This is a genomic window from Achromobacter sp. (assembly GCF_050285585.1).
Lineage (GTDB): Bacteria > Pseudomonadota > Gammaproteobacteria > Burkholderiales > Burkholderiaceae_B > Achromobacter.
In genome coordinates this window covers 424,156-444,007 of sequence record NZ_JBLZXF010000002.1, presented here as the reverse complement: position 1 = coordinate 444,007, position 19,852 = coordinate 424,156, and the positions used below count along the sequence as shown (strand labels likewise).

Genomic DNA, 19,852 nt, shown 5'->3' with positions numbered 1-19,852 from the left:
CTTTCTCTTTATCGACCTACCACTCGGCGAAGCTGCCGTCGGCGTGGCGCCAGATGGGGTTGCGCCAGCGGTGGCCCACGGCGGCGCGCTCTTTCACGTATTCCTCGTTGACCTCGATGCCCAGGCCCGGACCCTGGGGAATCGCGACCATGCCGTCTTCATAGGCGAAGACTTCGCGGTTGCTGACGTAGTCCAGCAGGTCGTTCGCCGCGTTGTAATGGATGCCCAGGCTCTGTTCCTGGATGAACGCGTTGTAGCAGCCGGCGTCGATCTGCAGGCAGGTGGCCAACGCGATGGGACCCAGCGGGCAATGCAGCGCCAGCGCCACGTCGTAGGCCTCGGCCATGGCCGCGATCTTGCGTGTCTCCGTGATGCCGCCGGCGTGCGACGGATCGGGCTGGATGATGTCCACATAGCCCTCGGACAGCACGCGCTTGAAGTCCCAGCGCGAGAACAGGCGTTCGCCCAGCGCGATCGGCGTGGAGGTCAGGGGCGCCAGTTCCTTCAGGGCCTCGTAGTGCTCGCTCAGCACGGGTTCTTCGATGAACATGAGCTTGAACGGGTCCAACTCCTTCATCAGCACCTTGGCCATGGGCTTGTGCACCCGGCCGTGGAAATCCACGCCGATGCCCACGTTGGGCCCGACGGCCTCGCGCACCGCGGCCACGTTCTCCAGGCACTTCTCGACCTTGTCGAACGAATCGATGTACTGCAGTTCTTCGGTGCCGTTCATCTTCACGGCGGTGAAGCCGCGCTCGACCGCGCCCTTGGCGGCCGCGGCGGTGTCGGCGGGGCGGTCGCCGCCGATCCACGAATACACGCGGATCCGGTCGCGCACGTTGCCGCCCAGCAGCTGCGATACGGGCACGCCCAGGTGCTTGCCCTTGATGTCCCACAGCGCCTGGTCGATGCCGGCCAGCGCGCTCATGTGGATGGCGCCGCCGCGATAGAAGCCGCCGCGGTACAGCACCGTCCAGTGGTCTTCGATGTTGCGCGGATCCTTGCCGACCAGGTAGTCGGACAGTTCTTCGACGGCGGCGGCCACGGCGTGCGCGCGTCCTTCGACGACGGGCTCGCCCCAGCCGACGATGCCGGCGTCCGTTTCGATCTTCAGGAAGCACCACCGGGGCGGCACGATGTAGGTGGTGAGCTTGGTGATCTTCATGCTTGGGTCTCCTGGGCGGAATGGGCGCGTTGCCAGGCGGCGATGAAAGCGCGCGCGTTCTGGCCGACTTCGTTGGCCGACAGGCCGGGTTTGTACAAGGCGGAGCCCAGGCCGAAGCCGCTGGCGCCCGCCTGGGCGTAAGAAGAAAGGTTGTCGGGCGTGATGCCGCCCACGGGCACCAGCGCGATGGGCGGGCGCATCACGGCGCGCCACGCCTTCAGCACGGCGGGGCCCAGTTGTTCGGCCGGGAACATCTTCAGCACGTCGGCGCCGGCCGCCAGCGCGGCGTAGGCCTCGGTGGGCGTGGCCACGCCGGGGCAGGACGCCATGCCCAGCTGCTTGGCGGCGCGGATCACGGCGGCGTCGCTATGCGGCATGACGATGAGTTCTCCGCCCGCCTGCCGGATGCGCGCGCAGTCGTCGGGGTTCAGCACGGTGCCGGCGCCAATCAGGCAATCGGCGGGCAGGGCGGCGCGCATGGCGCGGATGCTGTCCAGCGGGTCGGGCGAATTCAGCGGCACTTCGATCAGGCGGAAGCCCGCGGCGTACAGCGCCTGGCCGACGGGCTCGGCTTCGGCGGGCGTAATGCCGCGCAGGATGGCGATCAGGCCGCAGTGGGCCATGGCGGTTTGCAGACCAGGGTGGTTCATGTTCGGTTCCTAGGCGTTGGCCGTTGAAGGGGAGGCGACCAGCCCGGCGCTGACGGCCAGGTGCCACAGGCCGCGTTCGGTGGCGTCCTGGGCCTGTCCGGGCGTGCCCAGGCCGTAATGCCGCATGGCCTGTATGTAGCGCTGGCACAGCGCGGGTTCGCCGCAAAGCACGATGCGAGGCAGCTCGCCTTGCTGACGCAGCATGTCGGCCAGCGCGGCGACTTCGTGGCCGATGAGCAGGCCCGACAGGTAGTCGGCCTGCGATTCGGGCGCAAGTTCGCCGGTCAGCCCCAGCGCCCGGGTGCTGAAGATGGTGGACAGGACCCCCGCGCGGCCCGCGGGGGCGCCGGCCACTTTCAGGCCGCGTTCGAAGGCGGCCATGTCGGCGCTGGCGGCGTCCGCCATGGTGCGGCCCAGAATGGTGTGGCCGCGCAAGGCGGCGTAGACCTCGCCCGTCATGAACGTGTCGAAATGCGTGACGCGGCCGCGGCGGGCGTTCACCCATTTGGAATGCGTGCCCGGCAGGCCGATCAGCACGCTGTCCGCGCCTGCTTCCGCCTGGTCGAACAGCACGCCGAAAACCTGGGTTTCCTCGCCCCGCATCACGTTGGGCAGGCCATGGCGCTGGATCAGGCCGGGCACGATGTGCACGGGAGTGGAGCCATTGCGTTCCACCACGGTCAGCAGCGTGCCGATGCGCGCCAGGTCGACGGGCACGTCCAGGTAGGCGGCTTCCTTCCAGCCCTGGGCGCTGCCCACCATGCCGCAGGCGATCACCGGCAGCGACGGCTCGGACCGCAGCCAGTCGCCGCAAGCCTGCTCGAAGGCCAGCTCGAAGCCCGACAGCGCGGTGGTGGCCGCGCCGTCCTGCAGCGGCTGCGGCAGGCGCATGATGCCCCAGGGCAGGTGGCGTGTGTCGAGGGTGCGGCCGGCGTGGTCCAGGCGGTAGGCGCGCAACGATGAGGTGCCCCAGTCCAGCGCGATGAGCGCCGCGCGGGCGGGCGATCCGGTAGTCATCAGAGATCTGTCTCGGCTCTGGCCGCGGATCCGTCTGCCGCTGCGGCAGGGTTCTGCGGACCTTGTTGTCTGAGGCCCGCCCGCGCTGGGCTGGCGCGGGCGGGCGATGGGAAAAATTCTAGATCAGCGCTTGAAAAATCTCAAAATATAGAATTAAATCCCACATACAGGGAACAAAAATGAAGGGCGCTGCGGTACGCTCCTCTCCGCCAGTCCGGGTATCGCCCGGAAATGGCGTCTTTTTTCCCGCATGGCCGCCCGGCCGCGCCGGGTATGCTTCGTCCCTTGCTTGCCGCGCAGCCCTGACTTTCATGACCACCACGCTTGCCTCCGATCCCGCCCCCACCCTGGACCCCGATGCCGCCGCGCCTGCCGGAACGCAGACGCTGATGCGCGGCCTGGCCGTTGTGCAGGCCGTATCGGAAGGCGCGCGCGACCTGAAGGAGATCTGCGCCCGCATCGGCGTGGCGCGCAGCACCACGCACCGGCTGGCCAGTTGCCTGGTGCAGGAGCGCTATCTGCGTTCCTTGCCGGGCGTGGGCTATGTGCTGGGGCCCAAGCTGATCGAACTGGGGTTCCAGGCGCGCGAGGCCTTTCCGATGGCGACGCTGGCGCGCCCCTACCTGGACGGCCTCGCGGAACTGACGGGCGACACCATCCACCTGGCGGTGCGCGACAACGACGAGGTGCTGTACCTGGAGAAGATCCCCGGCAAGAAGGGCTTGGAAATGCGCTCGCGCGTGGGCCACCGCATGCCGCTGGCCGCCACCGGCGTGGGCAAGGCGCTATTGCTGGATGCCGAAGAGCCGCAATGGAAGGCGCTGCACCGCATCGGCGCGCCGGTATCGTCGCGCGCGCCTGGCGGCCGCCAGACCTGGGAAGCCTTCCGCGAGCGGATGCGCGAGTACGCGGCGAATGGATACGCCTTCGACCTCGAAGACAACGAGCCGTCGATCCGCTGCGTGGCCGCGCCGGTGCGCGACGCATCCAGCGGCATCGTGGCGGCGATCAGCGTGTCCAGCACGGTGCCGTACATGTCGCTGGAACGCATGCGCGAAATGGTCGCCGTCGTTCAGGACGCGGCGGCGGGGATCTCCGCGGAACTGGGGTGGAAGGTGGCGCGCGCCTGATTCCGCGCGCCAGGAGGCCTTACTCCAGCGGCAACGTCAGCACGCCCTGCGGCGCGGGGCGCATCATGACGCGGCGGTACCAGGCGGACAGCGCGGGCGTGTCCGGGCGTTCGATCGGCAGCGCCAGCCAGCGGTGCGCCGAGCAGACCAGGGCGATGTCGCCCATGGTCAGGTGGCGGCCGGCGATGAATTCGCGGCCTTGCAGGGCCTGGTCCAGGATCAGGGCGCGGGCATTCGAGCGCTTCACCGAATTTTCGATGGCGGCCTTGTCGCGCTTTCCTTCGGGCGTGCGGATCAGGCCCAGAAAGGCCGGGCCCATCACGCCCTGCCATTCCGTGGCCTGCCAGTCCATCCAGCGATCGGCATCCGCGCGCAGGCAGGCGTCCTCGGGCCACAGCGTGCCCACGCCGTAGCGCGAGGCCAGGTAGCGCACGATGGCGTTGGATTCCCACAGCACGAAGCCGCCGTCGTCGATGACGGGCACGGTGCGATTGGGGTTGAGCCTGGCGAATTCGGGCGTGTCGACCACGCCGAACGGCCCGCCGGCCTGCGTGAAGGAGTGCGGCAGCGCGAGTTCGCGCACGGCCAGCATGACTTTCTGAACGTTGACGGAAGTCAGGCGTCCCCAGATCTTCAACATAACCAGTCCTTTTGGTATCAGGCGGGCGGCAATTGCCGCCGCGCAAAACCGCAATCGCGCGAGAAGCGCGTCCAGTTGAAAGCGGGCCCGGGGTCCGTCTTGCGCCCCGGGGCGATGTGTTCGTGGCCCCAGGCCGCGGCCAGGGGGTAGCGCGCGCGCAGCGCGGGCGTCAGTTTGCGCAGCGCCAGGTACTGCGCGTCGGCGTAGGGCAGGGTATCGGTGCCTTCGAGCTCGATGCCGATGGAAAAGTCGTTGCAGCGTTCGCGGCCCGCATAGCGCGATACGCCCGCGTGCCAGGCGCGCTTGTCGGTGGACACGAACTGGACGATGCCGCCGTCGCGCCGGATGAAGAAATGCGCCGACACCCGCAGCCCGCGCAGGCGTTCCAGCCAGGGATGCGAGCCGTAGTCCAGCTTGTTCAGGAACAGGCCGGCGACTTCAGGGCCGCCGAATTGCCCGGGCGGCAGGCTGATGTTGTGCAGCACGAGCAGCGAGACCTGCGCGCCCGCGGGCCGCTCGTCGCGATTGGGGGAGGGCAGGAGCGAAACACCCGGGGCCGGCGCCAGCCAGCCATGACGATCCAGTAGCAAGGCCATGGGAAGGGAGCATGTGTATGGAATTCAACATGCATTATGCCGTGTGAAAAGGCAGGCTTCTATGCGGCGCCAGGCTCAGTGCTTGCGGGGCCCCAGCCGCGCGTGTTCCGCATTGCACCAGGTCTGGCCACCCTGCAGCAGGGCTTCGGAGCGCGGCAGATGGATGCCGCAGTGGGCGCAACGCACCATGGATTCCACCTGCCGGGGCTGCGGCGCCTGGCCGCGGGCGGCGCGCCCGCCTTGCGCGCCGGCCTGCTTGGCCGCCGCCATGCGGCCGGCGATGCGCGCGGCGAACAGCACCACGATGACCAGAAAAATCCAGAACAGCAACTTGCCCACGTCAACCTCGGTGCAGAATCATTTCCAGCACGAACCGGCTGCCGGTGTAGGCCAGAATCAGGAAACCAAAGCCCGTCAGCGTCCAGCGCAGGGCGACGCGGCCGCGCCAGCCCCAGACGTGGCGGCCCGCCAGGAGCACGCCGAACGTCAGCCAGGACAGCAGCGTGAAGACGGTCTTGTGGTCGAATGGCAGGATCTTGCCCGTCAGCTTCATGGACGCCACCGACCCCGTGGCCACGGCCAGGGTCAGCACGACGAAGCCGATCCAGATAATGCGGAACAGCAGCTGTTCCTGCACCAGCAGCGGCGGCTGGGAATCCAGGACGCGGCCCACGATGCTGCGCTCGGCCGGCGCGTCCAGCGGGCGGTGCAGGTGGCGGTCCAGGAGCGCCATCAGCATCGCGTGCAGGGCGGCAATGGTGATCAGGCCATAGGCCGCCAGCGCGATCAGCAGGTGCACGCGCAGCCAGGCGTCGTTGGCGTGGGGCACGTACTGCCCCTGGGGAAAGAGGGCGGCCAGCCCGCTGGCGAGGGTGGCTGCGGGCAGCAGCAGCAATTGCAGGCCGTCTATGCGCACCACCAGGCTCTCCAGCCAGAACACCACCATGCCCAGCCAGATGGCGGCGGACAGGGCCAGCGCCCACCCGATGAACAGGTGCTGGGCGCCCAGCATCGCTTGTTGCAGCCCGATTCCTTGGAGGACCAGGGCTCCCAGCAGGCACATCCGGGCGACCCTGCCCGTCTGTTCCACGCCGCCGGCGCCGGCCAGGCGGATCCAAAGCGACCCCCCGAGCACTGCGTACGCCAAGGCAGCCGCCGTGTGAAATACAATGCCTAGTGACATAGAAACCGTTGTCTGGATGGGGCCTGGGGGTGCGTGCCACCCGAAAGCGCGAAATCCGCGCCTGCGGCCACCGTTCAATCAACTAGTTTAAGCGGAAACGCCTCTCATGCTCGATAACCTAACTCAACGCCTGTCGCGCGTCGTCAAGACGCTGCGAGGGGAAGCCCGCCTGACAGAGGCCAACACCCAGGAGATGCTGCGCGAAGTGCGCATGGCGCTGCTGGAAGCCGACGTGGCGCTGCCCGTCGTGCGCGAATTCGTCGCGCGGGTGAAGGAAAAGGCGCTGGGCGAAGAAGTCGCCGGCAGCCTCAGCCCGGGCCAGGCCCTGGTGGGCGTCGTCCACAAGGAACTGACCGCCCTCATGGGCGGCGACCTGGGCGCCGACTCCGGCGAGCTCTCGCTGGCCGTGCAGCCGCCTGCCGTGATCCTCATGGCCGGCCTGCAGGGCGCCGGCAAGACCACCACCACCGGCAAGCTGGCGCGCTGGCTCACCGAAGGCCAGCATACCCAGCACGGTCGCAAGACCGGCAAGAAGAAGGTGCTGGTGGTGTCCGCCGACGTATACCGCCCGGCCGCCATCGACCAGCTGAAGAGCGTGGCGGCGCAGGTCGGCGTGGATTTCCTGCCGTCCGACCCCAGCCAGAAGCCCGAGGACATCGCCCGCAACGCGGTGGACCACGCGCGCCGCCACCATTACGACGTGCTGATCCTGGACACGGCCGGCCGCCTGGGCATCGACGAGGCCATGATGCGCGAAATCCGCGCGCTCCATGACCTGGTCAAGCCGGTGGAAACGCTGTTCGTCGTGGACGCCATGCAGGGCCAGGACGCGGTCAACACCGCGCGCGCCTTCGCGGACGCCCTGCCGCTGACCGGCGTGGTCCTGACCAAGCTCGATGGCGACGCCCGCGGCGGCGCCGCGCTTTCGGTCCGCCACGTCACCGGCAAGCCCCTGAAGTTCGTCGGCGTGTCGGAAAAGCTGGACGGCCTGGAGCCTTTCCACCCCGAGCGCATGGCGCAGCGCGTGCTGGGCATGGGCGACATCGTCTCGCTCGTCGAGCAGGCGCAGAAGAACATCGACATCGCCGAAGCCCAGAAGCTGGCCGCGAAGATCAAGTCGGGCAACAAGTTCGACCTGAACGATTTCCGCGACCAGCTCGGCCAGGTGAAGAAGCTGGGCGACATGGGCTCCCTGCTGGAAAAGCTGCCTGCCCAGTTTCAGCAGGCCGCCGGCCAGCTGCAGGGCGGCCAGGCTGAAAAGCAGCTGCGCCGCACCGAAGGCATCCTGAACTCCATGACGGCGGCCGAACGCGCCAAGCCCGAACTCATCAAGGCATCGCGCAAGCGCCGCATCGCCGCGGGCTCCGGCGTGCCCGTGCAAGAGGTCAACCGCCTGCTGGCGCAATTCGACCAGATGCAGGGCATGATGAAGCAGATGAAGAAGGGCGGCATGGCCAAGATGATGCGCGCCATGGGCGGCATGAAGGGCCTGGGCCGCTTCGGGATGAAGTGAGGCCCCCACGCCGCACTCGCTACGCTCGCTTGCTGCCCCCCGAGGGGGCGCTTTTTCCTTGGGGGCGGCCCGGCGGAAAAAGGGCCCCACGCCCCGCTCGCTTGCGGTTTCCCTAGGGGGCGCTTTCTCTCCCTGAGACGGCCCGGCGGGAAAAGGCCTTCTTGCGTCGGTCCGCAATGCCCCTCCGGGGGCATTTTTCATTGGGGATACGGCGGCGAAAAAAATGGCCAGACATTGCATCTGGCCAAGTGATCGCGGCAAGCAGGGGGCGCTGCCGCGATGCAAGCCGGAAAGCGCATGGGTGCCTTCCGGCTTGTTCGTGTCGGACGTCAGGCCAACGGCGGAATGCGCAGGACCTGGCCCGGATAGATCTTGTCGGGGCTGGTCAGCATCGGCTTGTTGGCTTCGAAGATCAGCGTATTTTTCGCGCCCTGGCCCTTGCCGTACTGCGCTTCCGCGATCTTCCACAGGTTGTCGCCCTTCTGCACCGTGTACATCTTGGCTTCGGGCGCGGCCTGCTTCACTTTCAGTTGGTTGTCCACCTGGGCGACGCCCACGGTATTGCCCAGGGCAAGAGCGATCTTCTCGGCCGCTTCCGTGCTGAGGGCCTCGCCCGCCACCGTGACCTTGTCGCCGTCGACCGAGATCTGCAGGCCATCGGCATTCAGGCCGTGCTTATCCAGCTCTTTCTTCAATTCGTCTGCCGTCGCGGCCTTGGCCTCGCTGGCACCGAAGAGCTTTTCCCCGACGTCCTTAATGAAATTGAGCAGACCCATAGTGTTTCCTTTATCTATGTTGCGGTGAGAAAACAAAGTGCGATCAGGGCTTGTGGCCCACGAACATCTTGCGCACGATGCCGGCGATCAAGGTAAGCACGGCGCCACCGACGCCGCCGCCGACCACGCTACCGGCTATCGCTGAAAGATCCAGCCCCGTATTGCCCGCTGCAACCGCCCCGGCTCCCGCGGTGATCATGGGGGCCAGCCAGGAACCGCCAGCCAGGCCGCCGATGGCGCCCGCGATGGTGTTGCCCAATGGCCCCAGATTGAACTGCTGAAGCATTTTCCCCAGCCCGTTGCCGCCGGCGGCGCCGGCGACAAGCTGGATGATCAGGTTGACAATGACTGCGGTGTCCATGATGCCTCCTCTGCCCTGTGGGGCGATGTGCAACGCTAGAACAACAGCAAGACAATAGTGCGAAACCAGCAGGAACGATTATGACTCGCAGATTCCCCATGCGACGAGGGGTTAACGTGTAACAGGTTGCTAGCCTGTTGGCAGACTACGCAAGAATGCTGGCCACTTTGCCGGGAATGCGCATCCCCGGACCTAAACCGCATCGGACAGCGGTCTACATACGACGAGGGCCGCTATGTCAGCGGCCCTCGTCTGCGATGCGTCGGCGCTCGGTCAAGCGCGTGAGGCGCGGCCTTCAGCCCCCGCCCACCGCCACCACGATCTCGATCTGGTCGCCATCGGCCAGCGAGGTCTGCGCGTGCTGGCTCTTGGGAACGATCTCGCCGTTGCGCTCCACGGCCACGCGCTTGCCGGCATAGCCCAGGGTCTCGAGGAGTTCGTTCACGGTCGTGTCCAGGGGAAACTCCCGTGCGTCTCCGTTCAGGGTGATGTGCATGCAGGTCTCCTTGCCAGTTATCGCGCGTAGGCGTCGGTGGCGCCGATCAGCCGCGCCAACGTGCCGGGTTCATCAAAGGCATGGCCCGCGTCCGGGACCAGGTGGAAGTCCGCTTCGGGCCAGGCGCGGTGCAGGTCCCACGCCGTGCGCGCGGGCGTGCATACGTCGTAGCGGCCCTGGACGATGGTGCCGGGAATGCCGCGCAGCTTGTGGGCGTCGCGGATCAACTGGCCTTCCTCCATGAAGCCGCCATTCACGAAATAGTGGTTTTCGATGCGGGCAAAGGCCAGCGCCGCGCGGTCGGCGGCGTGGCTTTGCTGATGGCGCGGGCTGGGCAGCAGCGTGATGGTGCTGTCTTCCCACTTGCTCCAGGCCTTGGCGGCGCGCAGCTGCTCGGCCGGATCGTCGCCCGTCAAACGCTTGTGGTATGCCGCCACCAGGTCGCCGCGTTCGCTTTCCGGAATGGGCGCCAGGTATTCTTCCCAGCGGTCGGGGAACAGCCACGACGCGCCTTCCTGGTAGAACCATTGGATCTCGGCGCGGCGCAGGCCGAAAATTCCGCGCAGCACCAGCTCGCTCACGTGGGACACGTGCGTTTCCGCGTAGGCCAGCGCCAGCGTCGACCCCCACGACCCGCCGAACACCAGCCACTTTTCCGCGCCCATCACTTCGGTGCGCAGGCGCTCGATGTCCGACACGAGATGCCAGGTCGTGTTGTTCTCCAGGCTGGCATGGGGTTGCGAGCGGCCGCAACCGCGCTGATCGAAAAGCAGCACGTTGTAGCGCTGCGGATCGAACAGCTGGCGGTGCACGGGCGAGCAGCCGCTGCCCGGGCCGCCGTGCAGGAATACGGCCGGCTTGCCCTGCGGGTTCCCGCAGAGTTCCCAATAGATCTGGTGGCCGTCGCCGGTATCCAGCGTGCCTTGGCGGTAGGGTTCGATGGGAGGGTAGAGCATTAGGCGACTCGCTTGAAGATCAGGTCCCAGACGCCGTGGCCCAGCCGCAGGCCGCGCGTCTCGAATTTGGTCAGGGGGCGGTAGTCGGGGCGCGGCGCGTAGCCGTCCTCGGTGTTCGCAAGCAGCGGTTCGTTGCTCAGCACTTCCAGCATCTGCACCGCGTAGTCTTCCCAGTCCGTCGCGCAATGGATGTAGCCGCCCGGCGCGATGCGGCTGGCCAGCAGCGACACGAACGCGGGTTGCAGCAGGCGGCGCTTGTGGTGCCGCTTCTTCGGCCAGGGATCCGGGAAATAGACGTGCACGCCCGCCAGCGAGTCGGGCGCGATCATGTCGCGCACCACCTCGACGGCATCGTGCTGGATGATGCGCAGGTTCTGGATGTTGGAGTCTTCAATGCGGCGCAGCAACGAACCCACGCCGGCGTTGAACACTTCCACGCCCAGGAAATTGTCGCCGGGACGGGCGAGCGCGATCTTCTCGGTGGTTTCGCCCATGCCGAAACCGATTTCCAGCACGGTCGGCGCCTGCCGGCCGAAGGCCGCGGCGGGATCCAGCCGGCGGGGAGCGTAGGGGATGGACCACTGGCCCATCAGGCGCTCCAGCGCCGCCAACTGGCCCTGCGTGATGTGGCCGCGGCGATGCACGAAGCTGCGGATATGCGTGGCGCCCGGGCTGTTGGGCGCGTGCGCGGCGCTCGCCAGGGCGGCCTGCGTCTGGGGGGAAACGGCGGCGGGCGCGCCGCGGCCCTCGGGCGTTTCGGGGCGCTGCGCCGAAGCCGGGGCCGCTGCGGGCGCGGGCGTCGCGGGAGGATTTTCGGGGGTGTTCGTATTCATAGCCCGAATTGTAGTGGCAGGCCCGGCGGGCCGGTGTCGCCCAAACGCACTAAATTAGGGACGCATTGAGTCGGCGGCCGCGCCGCCTGCCCGGCAAGGAAAAACCCGCGCTATAATCGCCGCCTCTGCTTCGGCTTCGCGCCGGGGCACGACACCCGAGCGGGTGTAGTTCAATGGTAGAACGGCGGCTTCCCAAGCCTCAAGCGTGGGTTCGATTCCCATCACCCGCTCCACTTTCCACCAGAATATCAAGTCGTTTCCGCGTGTCCGTCCGAGGGGCATGCAGACGGTTGGTGGCCGATTCTAGGGCGCAGTGTCCCAGAATTGGCCCCAAGTGTTCCGGACGCCCGAAGCCAAATTTCGCTGCGATTTTCCGCAGGGGTAGCACGTCTTGCACGCGCCGGAATTTCCCTCGCAGGGGGGCTCCGTCAGCTTCCCAACCGATCAGCGGGCGACCTCAGGTATCAGCAAAGTGATGGCACTGAACGAGTGCGGCCAGCGATGCACACCTGCCGAGCAACCTAAGCCACCAAGGACCGACATGAGTCCGGGCCCTGAAACCACACGAGACGTTGCGAAAGCTACGAAGGCCGTTGCGGATGCTTCGGGGAAGCTGATAGAGGCAAGTAAGGGCCTAGGGAAATTTATCGTGACTATTCAGCTAGCAGCTAATTAGGTGCACTCGATTCGGTACCCATTTAGACGCGGATACCGGTCAGCCCCCCCTCGGGAGAAAGACACACGCATGGACATCCGCTGGATCGCAACACTAAGGAACGCGATTATTTCCACAGGCTACGACTTGAGGATCTGGTACATGAGGGGACGGTGGGCCTGCCCCTTGAACCGCTCCGGGTATCCGGTATCAAGGCGACCTGGAATCAGACGCCTGCGGACCGCGCAGATCGTTGGGCGTCTTATCGTAGGTCTCCGTGGAAGACAGTGCCAAGCGCATCAGCAGAGCGTCGGTTGCATCGTCGTCCGAGCGCCAGCGCCCGTCAGCCGATTGCCGGAGCACTAAGCTGAAATACCATTCACGCCGGTTAGCCTTGCGTGTCATTGATGCTGCGTACTGGTCCAGGATGGCGGTGAGCTCCCGCGCGGTGGCTATCGTTGTATCCGGCAGTGAGGGGGGCTGCAGAAAGACGCAATCAAAGGGCACGGATGCCACCGGAGGCTTTCCCGGCATGTGATCGATGCGGTGCCCGAGAATGTCGCAAGAAGCTCCGAACAACAGTTGCGCGGCTTGTTCATAGGCACGGCGCAGGCTGGGCTCGAATTGTTCGCCGTCATGGCCCTCCGGAAACGTCGTCCCGCTCATCTGTAAGAGGTCGCTCAGAGGCAGCTCCCGCAATTGCGAGAGCATGTCCTGCTTGGCCTTGACCGTGCGGTACTCATCCGACGACTCGAATCCCGCCGTGCCACCGTGCAGGTAGGCGTGCAGTGCGCGTGCGCTGTCGACATCTCCGTTGAGGTAAGTCGCAAGGTAGAGGCGGGTAACTTCCGCCGGGTCCTTCTCCGACGTCGATGAGGTGCAGTGCGCGCTCGTTGCCAGGAAAACGGAGACCAATAGCGCTCCTGAGAAAAGTGTGCGTGCGAAGATGCGCGAACGCGGGACGGCATGTGCGCTCACGGGAACGAAAAATCGCTTGCGGGCAGTCATGGCGCGTCCTGGCCTCCAGAAAACAGCATCGTCAGTCCCATGTCGGAAACCTTGCTCGGCGGCACATACCACGTATCTCCGCGCGCGCCGATGAGGGCCAATTCCAGTGAGCTGGTGCGGGCATGCCGGATGGGCGACGCAAGCGCAGCGATCAAGGCGTTCACGTCCTCCTCGGTGACCGGGACTCCGGCGTCGACACGTTGCTGGATCGTGGCGTTGACCGCGGAAATGTCCGGAAGCTGGCAGCGGACGGACACGCGCACGTTACGACTGTGGTCCAGCGGAAGCGCGTCCACCTGCGTGGCCGTGCATTGTGCCGCCTTCATGACGGCGACCATCTGCTGGGAGAGCGCGCGGATGCGCTGCCCGGATATTCCGTCGAACAGGCGGATGAGTCGGTTGTCTTCGCTATGGTTGATCACGAAGGTCGATGTCAGCCGGGCGATGGATGTCTCCTCGCCCCATGTGCTGTCCTGGCCGAGCGAGGTCAGCAGATCCGCCAGCGTGGCGTCCGGGCCGTCCCACATGGGGTCCCGCGCGGATTGCAGATAATCCTCCTGCCGTTGCCGATCTGCGGCGGCGAAGCCCAGATATGCCCGGAGATACAGATTGGCTGCCGGTACCGCGGTGGCCGGCGCATCGGCACGTTCCAGCAGGCTCAGGAAATATGCCATCCAATTGGCCGGCTGCATCAGCCGCCAGACGCCGCCGGTGTCGCGGTACATCAGCATCTCCACCTCGGCGGTGCGCAGCGGCGCCTGCCGCAGGGCTTCCGCCGCCGCCTGGTGCGCGTGCATCAGCGTGTCCACCGATACGCGCTCACCCTGTTCCCGCAAGGTGGCCGCATGGCGCAGCGCAACGGCGGCGTCGGGAAGATCGCAACGCAGGCGGACGATGGCTTCGTCAGCGTCTTCCAGTGGTTCGATGCTGAAGAATGGGCTGGCTGACCGCGCTTGGCAGCGCGACCGGCGCACCGCCTTCGTCATCGCTTGTGCGATCACGCCGATGCGGGCGTTCAGCGCCGGCGTCTGCGCCACTCCGCGTTCGGTCAGTTCGTTGTGCAGGCGATGTTGGATAGCCGTCTCGGGCAGCGAAGGGATATCGCATCTCTCGGGGCAGGGCGAAGGCGTCTCGGTTCGAAGATATGCCGAGAGCCGCTCCACTTGTTGCGTCTCTGCTTGGAGATAGGCGTGCAGGTGGAGGTCCGCAGCTTCCACGACGGTGACTCGGCCGCCGGCATGCAGCTCGGCGCAGATCGCGGTCAACAGCATCAGTAGAAGGGCGCGTCGCCGTAGGCGGTTGGAGGCGGATAGACGGATCATGGGTGCGATGCCCGTGGAACAAAGCCGCCCAGTCTAGACGAGATGCCCCGTGAGCAGCTTAAGAAAGTTCCGAAAGCCTTCCCGTCACCTATCGGAACCTGGCTTTGGATACGCCGCGTGCGATCCCGCCTCGCACGTCCAACCTCTTCCGAAACAGGCGTGCACGTTTCTCGGTCAGGATCACGCTGCGGGTCAGCGGGAACCGCATCACGCTGGCCAGCCATGGCGGACACGGGCGAATTTGCCCGTAAATACAGCCCCCGACAGCAAGTCGGAGGCTCATGACGGCCCGGTCACTAACATCGACGCTGTCCAAGAGACCCAAGCGGATCACGAGCGCCAAAAACTACCTGTCAGGTTGTCCACTAAAACTTGACCACAACAGAAGAGCCGACTGGAACGTCTTGGCTATAGGAAGGCGGGCACTCTCTATGACGCGGCTTCAAGGCAGGAGGCGCTCGAGCGCTACCGGCCGCGGCAGGAGATCAAGAACGAGACGCATCGGCGCAGGCGCGCGGCCAAGAGAGCGGGAAGCGCGACGGGCGTCGTTGAGAGGGATGGCGCGCCGGGCAACGCCGAGCGCCGCGCCACCTCCGGCGGACCGGCCTCGTGATTATCGAGTGTCATGAAAGGCCCGTCGCGCAAAGATCCCCCGGCCATCACGGCGTTCGGCTTGGGCGCCAGGGGGCCGCAGATGGCCTGCCTATCCGGCGCTATTCAGGTACCCTTTAGCCTGCCCCGTGCCATATGACAAGTATGCAAGACGATCTTTTCGGAGATGCGCTGCTCCCGCCTCCTTCCCACTCCTCGAATCAGGCTGCCTCTGAAGCCCAGCCGGACTTTTCCATCCTGCGGAGCATGGCCAAGGTGCTTCCCGCGCCCGCGGCGCAGGAGTGGCGCGCGCTCGCGCAGCAGCTTCCGGCGCAGCTGCGCTTTGGCGTCTCTACCTGGTCATACCCAGGCTGGGAAGGGGTGGTCTGGGATGGAGAATACGATTCGAGCACGCTGTCCAAGCATGGTCTTGGCGCCTACCATCAGCATCCGCTGTTGCGCACGGTCTGCGTGGACCGCACGTTCTGGCGCCCGTTGACGGCAAGCCAGTACGCCGCTTACGCGGGGCAGGTCGACGACGACTTCCGTTTCGTCGTCAAGTGTCCCGCCAGCATTACCGACGCTCAGGCGCGTGGCGAAGAGGGCAGGGCGCGCGCGGCCAACCCGGCTTTTCTCGATCCATCGCTGGTCGTCGAGGAATTCGTGCGGCCGACGCTCGAAGGCCTGGGCGCCAAGCTCGGCGTCCTGGTGTTCCAGCTGAGTCCGCTGCCTTGGGGGTGGCTGAGCCGCCCTGCGGCGCTGTTCGAGAAGCTGGGCCGCATGCTGGCGGCGGTCCGGGAGGCGTTGTCCGGGCATGGCGCGGTGATCGTCGCGGTGGAAGTGCGGGACCCTGAACTGCTGGTTCGGCCGCTGGTCGATACGCTCAAGGCGCAAGGGGCCACTTTCTGCCTGGGCCTGCATGGCAAGATGCCGCCCATCGACGCGCAACTGCCGATACTGCGCGCACTATGGCCGGGGCCGCTGGTCTGCCGGTGGAACCTGAACCGGATTTTCGGCGCGTATGGCTATGCCGACGCGCAGAAAAAGCACGATCCGTTCAATGCCATTCTCAGCGAGGATCTCCCTACCCGAACGGTGCTGGCGCGCACGATCCGCGGAATCACGGGCGCGGGCCAGCCGGCCTACGTGACGATCAGCAACGATGCCGAGGGCTGCGCGCCGCTGTCCATCCAGATGCTGGCCCAGGCCATTGCGGCGTAGGGCCGGCCTGCTCGTTTGCCTCCGCTGGGCATGCCGCCGCGCGCACACCATCAGAGGTGGAAATCCCCTGCGGCTTCCGGCTGGTAAAGCACCTTCCTGATCCCGATCCGGCGGGTCCGGTCCGAAATCCGCCAGTCGATGGCGTCTCCCTCCTGATAGCCCAGGATGGCGGCCCCGACGTCGGAGCACACGGAAAACTTCCCCGCGCTGCTATCCGCGTCTTCAGGGTAGACCAGGGCCACTTCCATTTCTTCATCGTCCAGTTGCAGCAAGGCCCTGGAGTTCATCGTGACGACATTGCGCGCCACCTGCTGCGGCTTGACGACAATGGCCCGCTCGAGCTCGTGCTCGAGTTCGACGATAGCGGGGCCTTGTTCGAGCTCGATCAGGCTCTTGAGCCGGGCCTTGTCGATCTCGGTAATGTAGATATCGGTGGAGTCGCCGACGGCGCCTTCGCGCAGAAGCCGCAGATAGCGCCCTGCAGTCATGGAAAGTGACTTCAATGTCGGCGTTTCGCCTTCAGGCAGAAAGCCGATGCGCAGAAAGGCCTTCAGCGAGCGCGCATTATCCGGATGGATCTTGGCGATGAGCTTCTCGGACCGCATGTCGAGGAAGGCCAGCTTCATGCCTTCGCGGATCGTGCTGGCGCCAAGGTTTCGGCCCCAGTTGTCGCAGTCTCCGATGACCAGGACGATCTCGCAGTCCGGGCCGGTCTTGACGAGGCGGACGAAGCCCACCGGGACGTCGTCCCGGTCATAGGCCATGAAGAATCGGCCGCCCTGGTTGAATAGATGGGTCAAGATCGGCAGCTGGGTCCGATCGATGGCTTGCTCGATGAAGCGGGAGACATGGCGCGAATCACTCAGATAGCAGGTGACGCGCTCGTCTTCCAACCAATCCATCAGAGTCAGCGCGTGCGCCCGGGTGATTTCTGGGCACAGCGAAATGAAAGGCTTGTTCATCTTCACCACACTTATTTGTAAAGGATGAAAGCCCTTCATGGCTATGGCCATGACGGTTCTTTCGGCAAAACCGCCATTTTAGGACGGAATGCGAGCGGATGCCTGGCAGCACGGGAAGCGGCTGCCAGCTGCTGCGCGAGCGTTTCCGAACGGTAGGCCCGGCCTTACGTCAGCGCGATCCCGCCATCGACGCGCAGGTCCACTCCGGTGACGAAACTGCTGTCGTCCGAAGCCAGGAATACGGCGGCGCGCGCCAGCTCGTCCGAATGCGCCAGGCGTCCCAGGGGGATGGCCGAGGCCATGCCCTGCTCGAAAGCGGGGCGGTCCGATTCGGACACGCCCAGTTTTTCGAGGATGGGGGTGTCGGTGGGGCCCGGGCTCAGCACGTTGACGCGTATCCTTCTTGCCTTGAATTCCAGCGCCCAGGCGCGCGCGAAGGCGCCTATCGCCGCCTTGGAGCCGGCGTAGACCGCGTGGTTTTCCAGCACCTTGGCGCTGGCGATGGAACCGGTGAGGATGATGGAGGCGCCGTCCCGCATCAGGGGCAAAGCCTTGGTCACGCCGAAGAACACGGCCCGCGTGTTGGTGGCGAACTGGGTGTCGTAGCTGTCGGCGCTCACGGACAGCGAGGGCTCGATGTTGTTCATGCCGGCGTTGGCCATGTAGACGTCGATGGCGCCGAAGCGCGCGCGGACTTCGGCCAGCAGGCGATCGTGGGTGGACAGGTCGCCGATGTCGCCCACCACGCCGAGGGCGGACGCGCCCAACCGCGCCACCGCCTCGTCCACGGCCTGCCGCCGCCGCCCGACGATGATGACGCGCGCGCCTTCGGCCACGAAGGCCTGGGCCGCGGCGAAGCCGATGCCGCTGTTGCCGCCGGTGATGACAGCGGTCTTGCCTGAGAGTTTTTGCATCTGCATTCCTTAATGGGCGCGTCGGCCGACGCTGCCGCAGCCGGCCGCCGCGCGAGCGGTGTATCGATCAGTAGTCCCAGATGACCGGGACCCAGCGGAACGCGTCGCCGTCGATCGCCACCCGCCCGACGGACGGGAACGGCAGGTGGGCGGCCACCAGCAGCCCGCGGTTCTTCGCCAGTTCCTGGAAGAGCGCGATGCGGACGCGGGCCGATTCCACGGGGTCGTGCTCGAAGCCGTTGTGCCACTCGGGGTGGTCGAAGCCGACCGGGAACACGGCGTCGCCGGCGAAGGTCAGCCGTTCTCCGCCCGACACCAGGTCGACGACACTGTGCCCCGGGGTGTGACCGCCGGTGAGGCGGACGATCACGCCCGGCGCGACCTCGTGCTTGTCCTGGAAGATCCGCAACTGATCGCGGTATTCGTTGTAGAAGCTGGTGGCGGTGGAGCGGAGCACGGCCGGCACGGGCTTGGGCATGACGGTGTGGGAGAAATCGGGAGAGGTCCAGAACTCGACTTCGGTCGCCGACACGTGGATGCGCACGTCGGGGCTGAGGCGTTCTTTGACGCCGGGCACGAGCAGCCCGCCCACGTGGTCCATATGCATATGGGTGATGATGATGTCCGTCACGGACTCCAGCGCGATGCCGGCCGCTTCCAGCCGCTGAGGGAACTGCCCGGCGCGCGGGAAACCCGCGAACTGTCCGCCCAGCCCGGCGTCGATAAGAATGGTCTGGTTCCCGCTGCGGGCCACCATCACGTTCAGGGGCCAATCGAACGCGTCGAGCGGCATGAACATATGTTCAAGCCAGTTCGCCAGATCGGCCGGATCGGCATTCGTGGCCATCGTCGAGGTCGGCAGCGGCAGCACTCCGTCGCTGACCACCAGCGCATCGATCTCTCCGATCTGCACCGCGTAGCGGGAGGGGACCAGATCGATGGGCCGTTCTACGTTGGGGGGCAAGGCGTGGTCTATGGCAAGCATGGCGGGATCTCCAGGAAATTGAGGCGGTCAGGCCGGGGTGCGGAGGAAGGCGAGCAGGTCGGCGTTGATGCGGTCCTGCATGGTGGCGGTGAGCCCGTGCGGAGCGCCGGGGTAATAGATTTCCTTGGCGTGCTTCACCAGCCGCGCGGCCTTTTTCGCGGAATCGTGCACGGGCACGATCTGGTCGTCTTCTCCATGCATGAACAGCGTCGGCACGTCGACCTTCTTCAGGTCTTCGGTGAAGTCGGTTTCGGAGAAGGCCTTCACGCATTCATAGGCGTTCTTCTGGCCGCTTTGCATGCTCCACAGCCAGAATTGGTCCAGCATGCCTTGCGAGACCTTGGCGCCGGCGCGGTTGGCGCCATAGAAGGGAATGGCCAGGTCCTTGTAGAACTGGGAGCGATCTCCCGCCACGCCGCTGCGGATGCCGTCGAAGACGTCGATCGGCAGCCCTTCGGGATTGGCGGCCGACTTCAGCATCACCGGCGGCACCGCGCCGATGAGCACGGCGCGGGCTACGCGTCCGGTGCCGTGGCGGCCGATGTAGCGCACCACTTCGCCGCCGCCGGTCGAGTGGCCCACCATCGTGATGTTCTTGAGATCGAGCGCTTCGATCAGCTGCGCGAGGTCGTCGGCGTAGCCGTTCATGTCATTGCCGGCCGAGGGTTGCGACGAACGTCCATGCCCGCGGCGGTCGTGCGCGATGACGCGAAAGCCGTTCTGCGCCAGGAAGTGCATCTGCCCGTCCCAGGCGTCCGCGTTCAGCGGCCAGCCGTGAGAAAAAGTGACGACAGGGCCTACGCCCCAGTCTTTGTAGTAGATCTGCGTACCGTCCGTGGTGGTGATGGTGTGCCTGGTCATGAGTGTGCTCCGGTTGG

At 66.1% G+C, this 19,852-nt stretch carries 21 protein-coding genes and 1 tRNA gene; 4 read left to right on the top strand and 18 right to left on the bottom strand.

Going from position 1 to position 19,852, the window contains the following annotated elements; all coding sequences use genetic code 11:
• Positions 1–16: 16 nt before the first annotated feature.
• From dgoD to ACN6PJ_RS05185, 3 genes are read right to left on the bottom strand one after another with little or no spacing between them, the layout of a single operon-like run.
• A complete protein-coding gene (gene dgoD, locus ACN6PJ_RS05195; RefSeq protein ID WP_427994833.1) occupies positions 17–1,165 on the bottom strand; it encodes a galactonate dehydratase in 1,149 nt (382 codons plus the stop codon).
• Positions 1,162–1,815 carry a 2-dehydro-3-deoxy-6-phosphogalactonate aldolase gene (locus tag ACN6PJ_RS05190; protein ID WP_427994832.1) on the bottom strand — a complete coding sequence of 218 codons (654 nt, stop codon included), beginning with the start codon at positions 1,813–1,815 and terminating at the stop codon, positions 1,162–1,164. Before ACN6PJ_RS05190 ends, dgoD begins: the two co-directional genes overlap by 4 nt.
• Positions 1,816–1,824: 9 nt before the next feature.
• Complete coding sequence (locus tag ACN6PJ_RS05185) at positions 1,825–2,832, bottom strand: 2-dehydro-3-deoxygalactonokinase (protein ID WP_427994831.1); 1,008 nt, start codon at positions 2,830–2,832, stop codon at positions 1,825–1,827.
• Positions 2,833–3,143: 311 nt separating this feature from the next.
• Between ACN6PJ_RS05185 and ACN6PJ_RS05180 the strand changes: the two genes are divergently transcribed.
• Positions 3,144–3,962 (top strand): IclR family transcriptional regulator, encoded by an 819-nt coding sequence (locus ACN6PJ_RS05180; RefSeq protein WP_427994830.1) that lies wholly within the window; start codon positions 3,144–3,146, stop codon positions 3,960–3,962.
• Between the two features lie 19 nt (positions 3,963–3,981).
• Here the strand turns inward: ACN6PJ_RS05180 and ACN6PJ_RS05175 are convergent, their stop codons facing one another.
• The 4 genes from ACN6PJ_RS05175 to ACN6PJ_RS05160 form a co-directional block, all read right to left on the bottom strand.
• Entirely contained in the window at positions 3,982–4,602 is a 621-nt protein-coding gene (locus ACN6PJ_RS05175; protein ID WP_427994829.1) for a glutathione S-transferase family protein, read from the bottom strand.
• Between the two features lie 17 nt (positions 4,603–4,619).
• A complete protein-coding gene (gene ampD, locus ACN6PJ_RS05170) occupies positions 4,620–5,198 on the bottom strand; it encodes a 1,6-anhydro-N-acetylmuramyl-L-alanine amidase AmpD (RefSeq protein ID WP_427994828.1) in 579 nt (192 codons plus the stop codon).
• Between the two features lie 75 nt (positions 5,199–5,273).
• Complete coding sequence (locus tag ACN6PJ_RS05165) at positions 5,274–5,537, bottom strand: PP0621 family protein (protein WP_427994827.1); 264 nt, start codon at positions 5,535–5,537, stop codon at positions 5,274–5,276.
• 1 nt (position 5,538) lies between these two features.
• The gene (locus ACN6PJ_RS05160; RefSeq protein ID WP_427994826.1) at positions 5,539–6,381 is read right to left on the bottom strand and encodes a cytochrome C assembly family protein; all 843 of its coding nucleotides are present in this window, start codon (positions 6,379–6,381) and stop codon (positions 5,539–5,541) included.
• Positions 6,382–6,487: 106 nt separating this feature from the next.
• On the opposite strand from ACN6PJ_RS05160, the gene ffh reads away from it, so the two are divergent.
• Positions 6,488–7,894, top strand: a complete 1,407-nt coding sequence (gene ffh / locus ACN6PJ_RS05155; RefSeq protein WP_427994825.1) for a signal recognition particle protein — start codon at positions 6,488–6,490, stop codon at positions 7,892–7,894.
• A 329-nt stretch (positions 7,895–8,223) separates the two neighbouring features.
• On the opposite strand, the gene lysM is transcribed toward ffh, so the two are convergent.
• The 5 genes from lysM to trmB form a co-directional block, all read right to left on the bottom strand.
• A complete protein-coding gene (gene lysM / locus ACN6PJ_RS05150) occupies positions 8,224–8,670 on the bottom strand; it encodes a peptidoglycan-binding protein LysM (protein WP_427994824.1) in 447 nt (148 codons plus the stop codon).
• Between the two features lie 43 nt (positions 8,671–8,713).
• Positions 8,714–9,031 carry a hypothetical protein gene (locus tag ACN6PJ_RS05145; RefSeq protein WP_427994823.1) on the bottom strand — a complete coding sequence of 106 codons (318 nt, stop codon included), beginning with the start codon at positions 9,029–9,031 and terminating at the stop codon, positions 8,714–8,716.
• A gap of 295 nt (positions 9,032–9,326) precedes the next feature.
• Positions 9,327–9,527 carry a sulfur carrier protein ThiS gene (gene thiS / locus ACN6PJ_RS05140; RefSeq protein ID WP_427994822.1) on the bottom strand — a complete coding sequence of 67 codons (201 nt, stop codon included), beginning with the start codon at positions 9,525–9,527 and terminating at the stop codon, positions 9,327–9,329.
• A 17-nt stretch (positions 9,528–9,544) separates the two neighbouring features.
• Positions 9,545–10,483, bottom strand: coding sequence for a prolyl aminopeptidase (pip, locus tag ACN6PJ_RS05135; protein ID WP_427994821.1), 939 nt, complete (start codon positions 10,481–10,483; stop codon positions 9,545–9,547).
• Positions 10,483–11,316: a tRNA (guanosine(46)-N7)-methyltransferase TrmB gene (gene trmB / locus ACN6PJ_RS05130; RefSeq protein WP_427994820.1), complete on the bottom strand. Its 834-nt coding sequence runs from the start codon at positions 11,314–11,316 to the stop codon at positions 10,483–10,485. The genes pip and trmB overlap by 1 nt, the downstream gene beginning before the upstream one ends.
• Positions 11,317–11,475: 159 nt before the next feature.
• Here trmB and ACN6PJ_RS05125 point away from each other — a divergent pair.
• Positions 11,476–11,549 (top strand) — tRNA-Gly (locus ACN6PJ_RS05125).
• A 632-nt stretch (positions 11,550–12,181) separates the two neighbouring features.
• On the opposite strand, the gene ACN6PJ_RS05120 is transcribed toward ACN6PJ_RS05125, so the two are convergent.
• Both ACN6PJ_RS05120 and ACN6PJ_RS05115 read right to left on the bottom strand, forming a co-directional pair.
• Positions 12,182–12,979 carry a hypothetical protein gene (locus ACN6PJ_RS05120; protein ID WP_427994819.1) on the bottom strand — a complete coding sequence of 266 codons (798 nt, stop codon included), beginning with the start codon at positions 12,977–12,979 and terminating at the stop codon, positions 12,182–12,184.
• Complete coding sequence (locus tag ACN6PJ_RS05115; protein WP_427994818.1) at positions 12,976–14,250, bottom strand: hypothetical protein; 1,275 nt, start codon at positions 14,248–14,250, stop codon at positions 12,976–12,978. Before ACN6PJ_RS05115 ends, ACN6PJ_RS05120 begins: the two co-directional genes overlap by 4 nt.
• 909 nt (positions 14,251–15,159) lie before the next feature.
• Between ACN6PJ_RS05115 and ACN6PJ_RS05110 the strand changes: the two genes are divergently transcribed.
• Positions 15,160–16,113: a DUF72 domain-containing protein gene (locus ACN6PJ_RS05110; protein WP_427994817.1), complete on the top strand. Its 954-nt coding sequence runs from the start codon at positions 15,160–15,162 to the stop codon at positions 16,111–16,113.
• Between the two features lie 50 nt (positions 16,114–16,163).
• On the opposite strand, the gene ACN6PJ_RS05105 is transcribed toward ACN6PJ_RS05110, so the two are convergent.
• The 4 genes from ACN6PJ_RS05105 to ACN6PJ_RS05090 all read right to left on the bottom strand — a co-directional run bounded on the left by ACN6PJ_RS05105 (position 16,164) and on the right by ACN6PJ_RS05090 (position 19,835).
• A complete protein-coding gene (locus tag ACN6PJ_RS05105) occupies positions 16,164–17,126 on the bottom strand; it encodes a GNAT family N-acetyltransferase (protein WP_427994816.1) in 963 nt (320 codons plus the stop codon).
• Between the two features lie 113 nt (positions 17,127–17,239).
• Positions 17,240–17,989, bottom strand: a complete 750-nt coding sequence (locus ACN6PJ_RS05100; RefSeq protein ID WP_427994815.1) for an SDR family NAD(P)-dependent oxidoreductase — start codon at positions 17,987–17,989, stop codon at positions 17,240–17,242.
• 67 nt (positions 17,990–18,056) lie between these two features.
• Positions 18,057–18,974 carry an MBL fold metallo-hydrolase gene (locus tag ACN6PJ_RS05095; RefSeq protein ID WP_427994814.1) on the bottom strand — a complete coding sequence of 306 codons (918 nt, stop codon included), beginning with the start codon at positions 18,972–18,974 and terminating at the stop codon, positions 18,057–18,059.
• Between the two features lie 27 nt (positions 18,975–19,001).
• Positions 19,002–19,835, bottom strand: coding sequence for an alpha/beta fold hydrolase (locus ACN6PJ_RS05090; protein WP_427994813.1), 834 nt, complete (start codon positions 19,833–19,835; stop codon positions 19,002–19,004).
• Between the last annotated feature and the right edge of the window lie 17 nt (positions 19,836–19,852).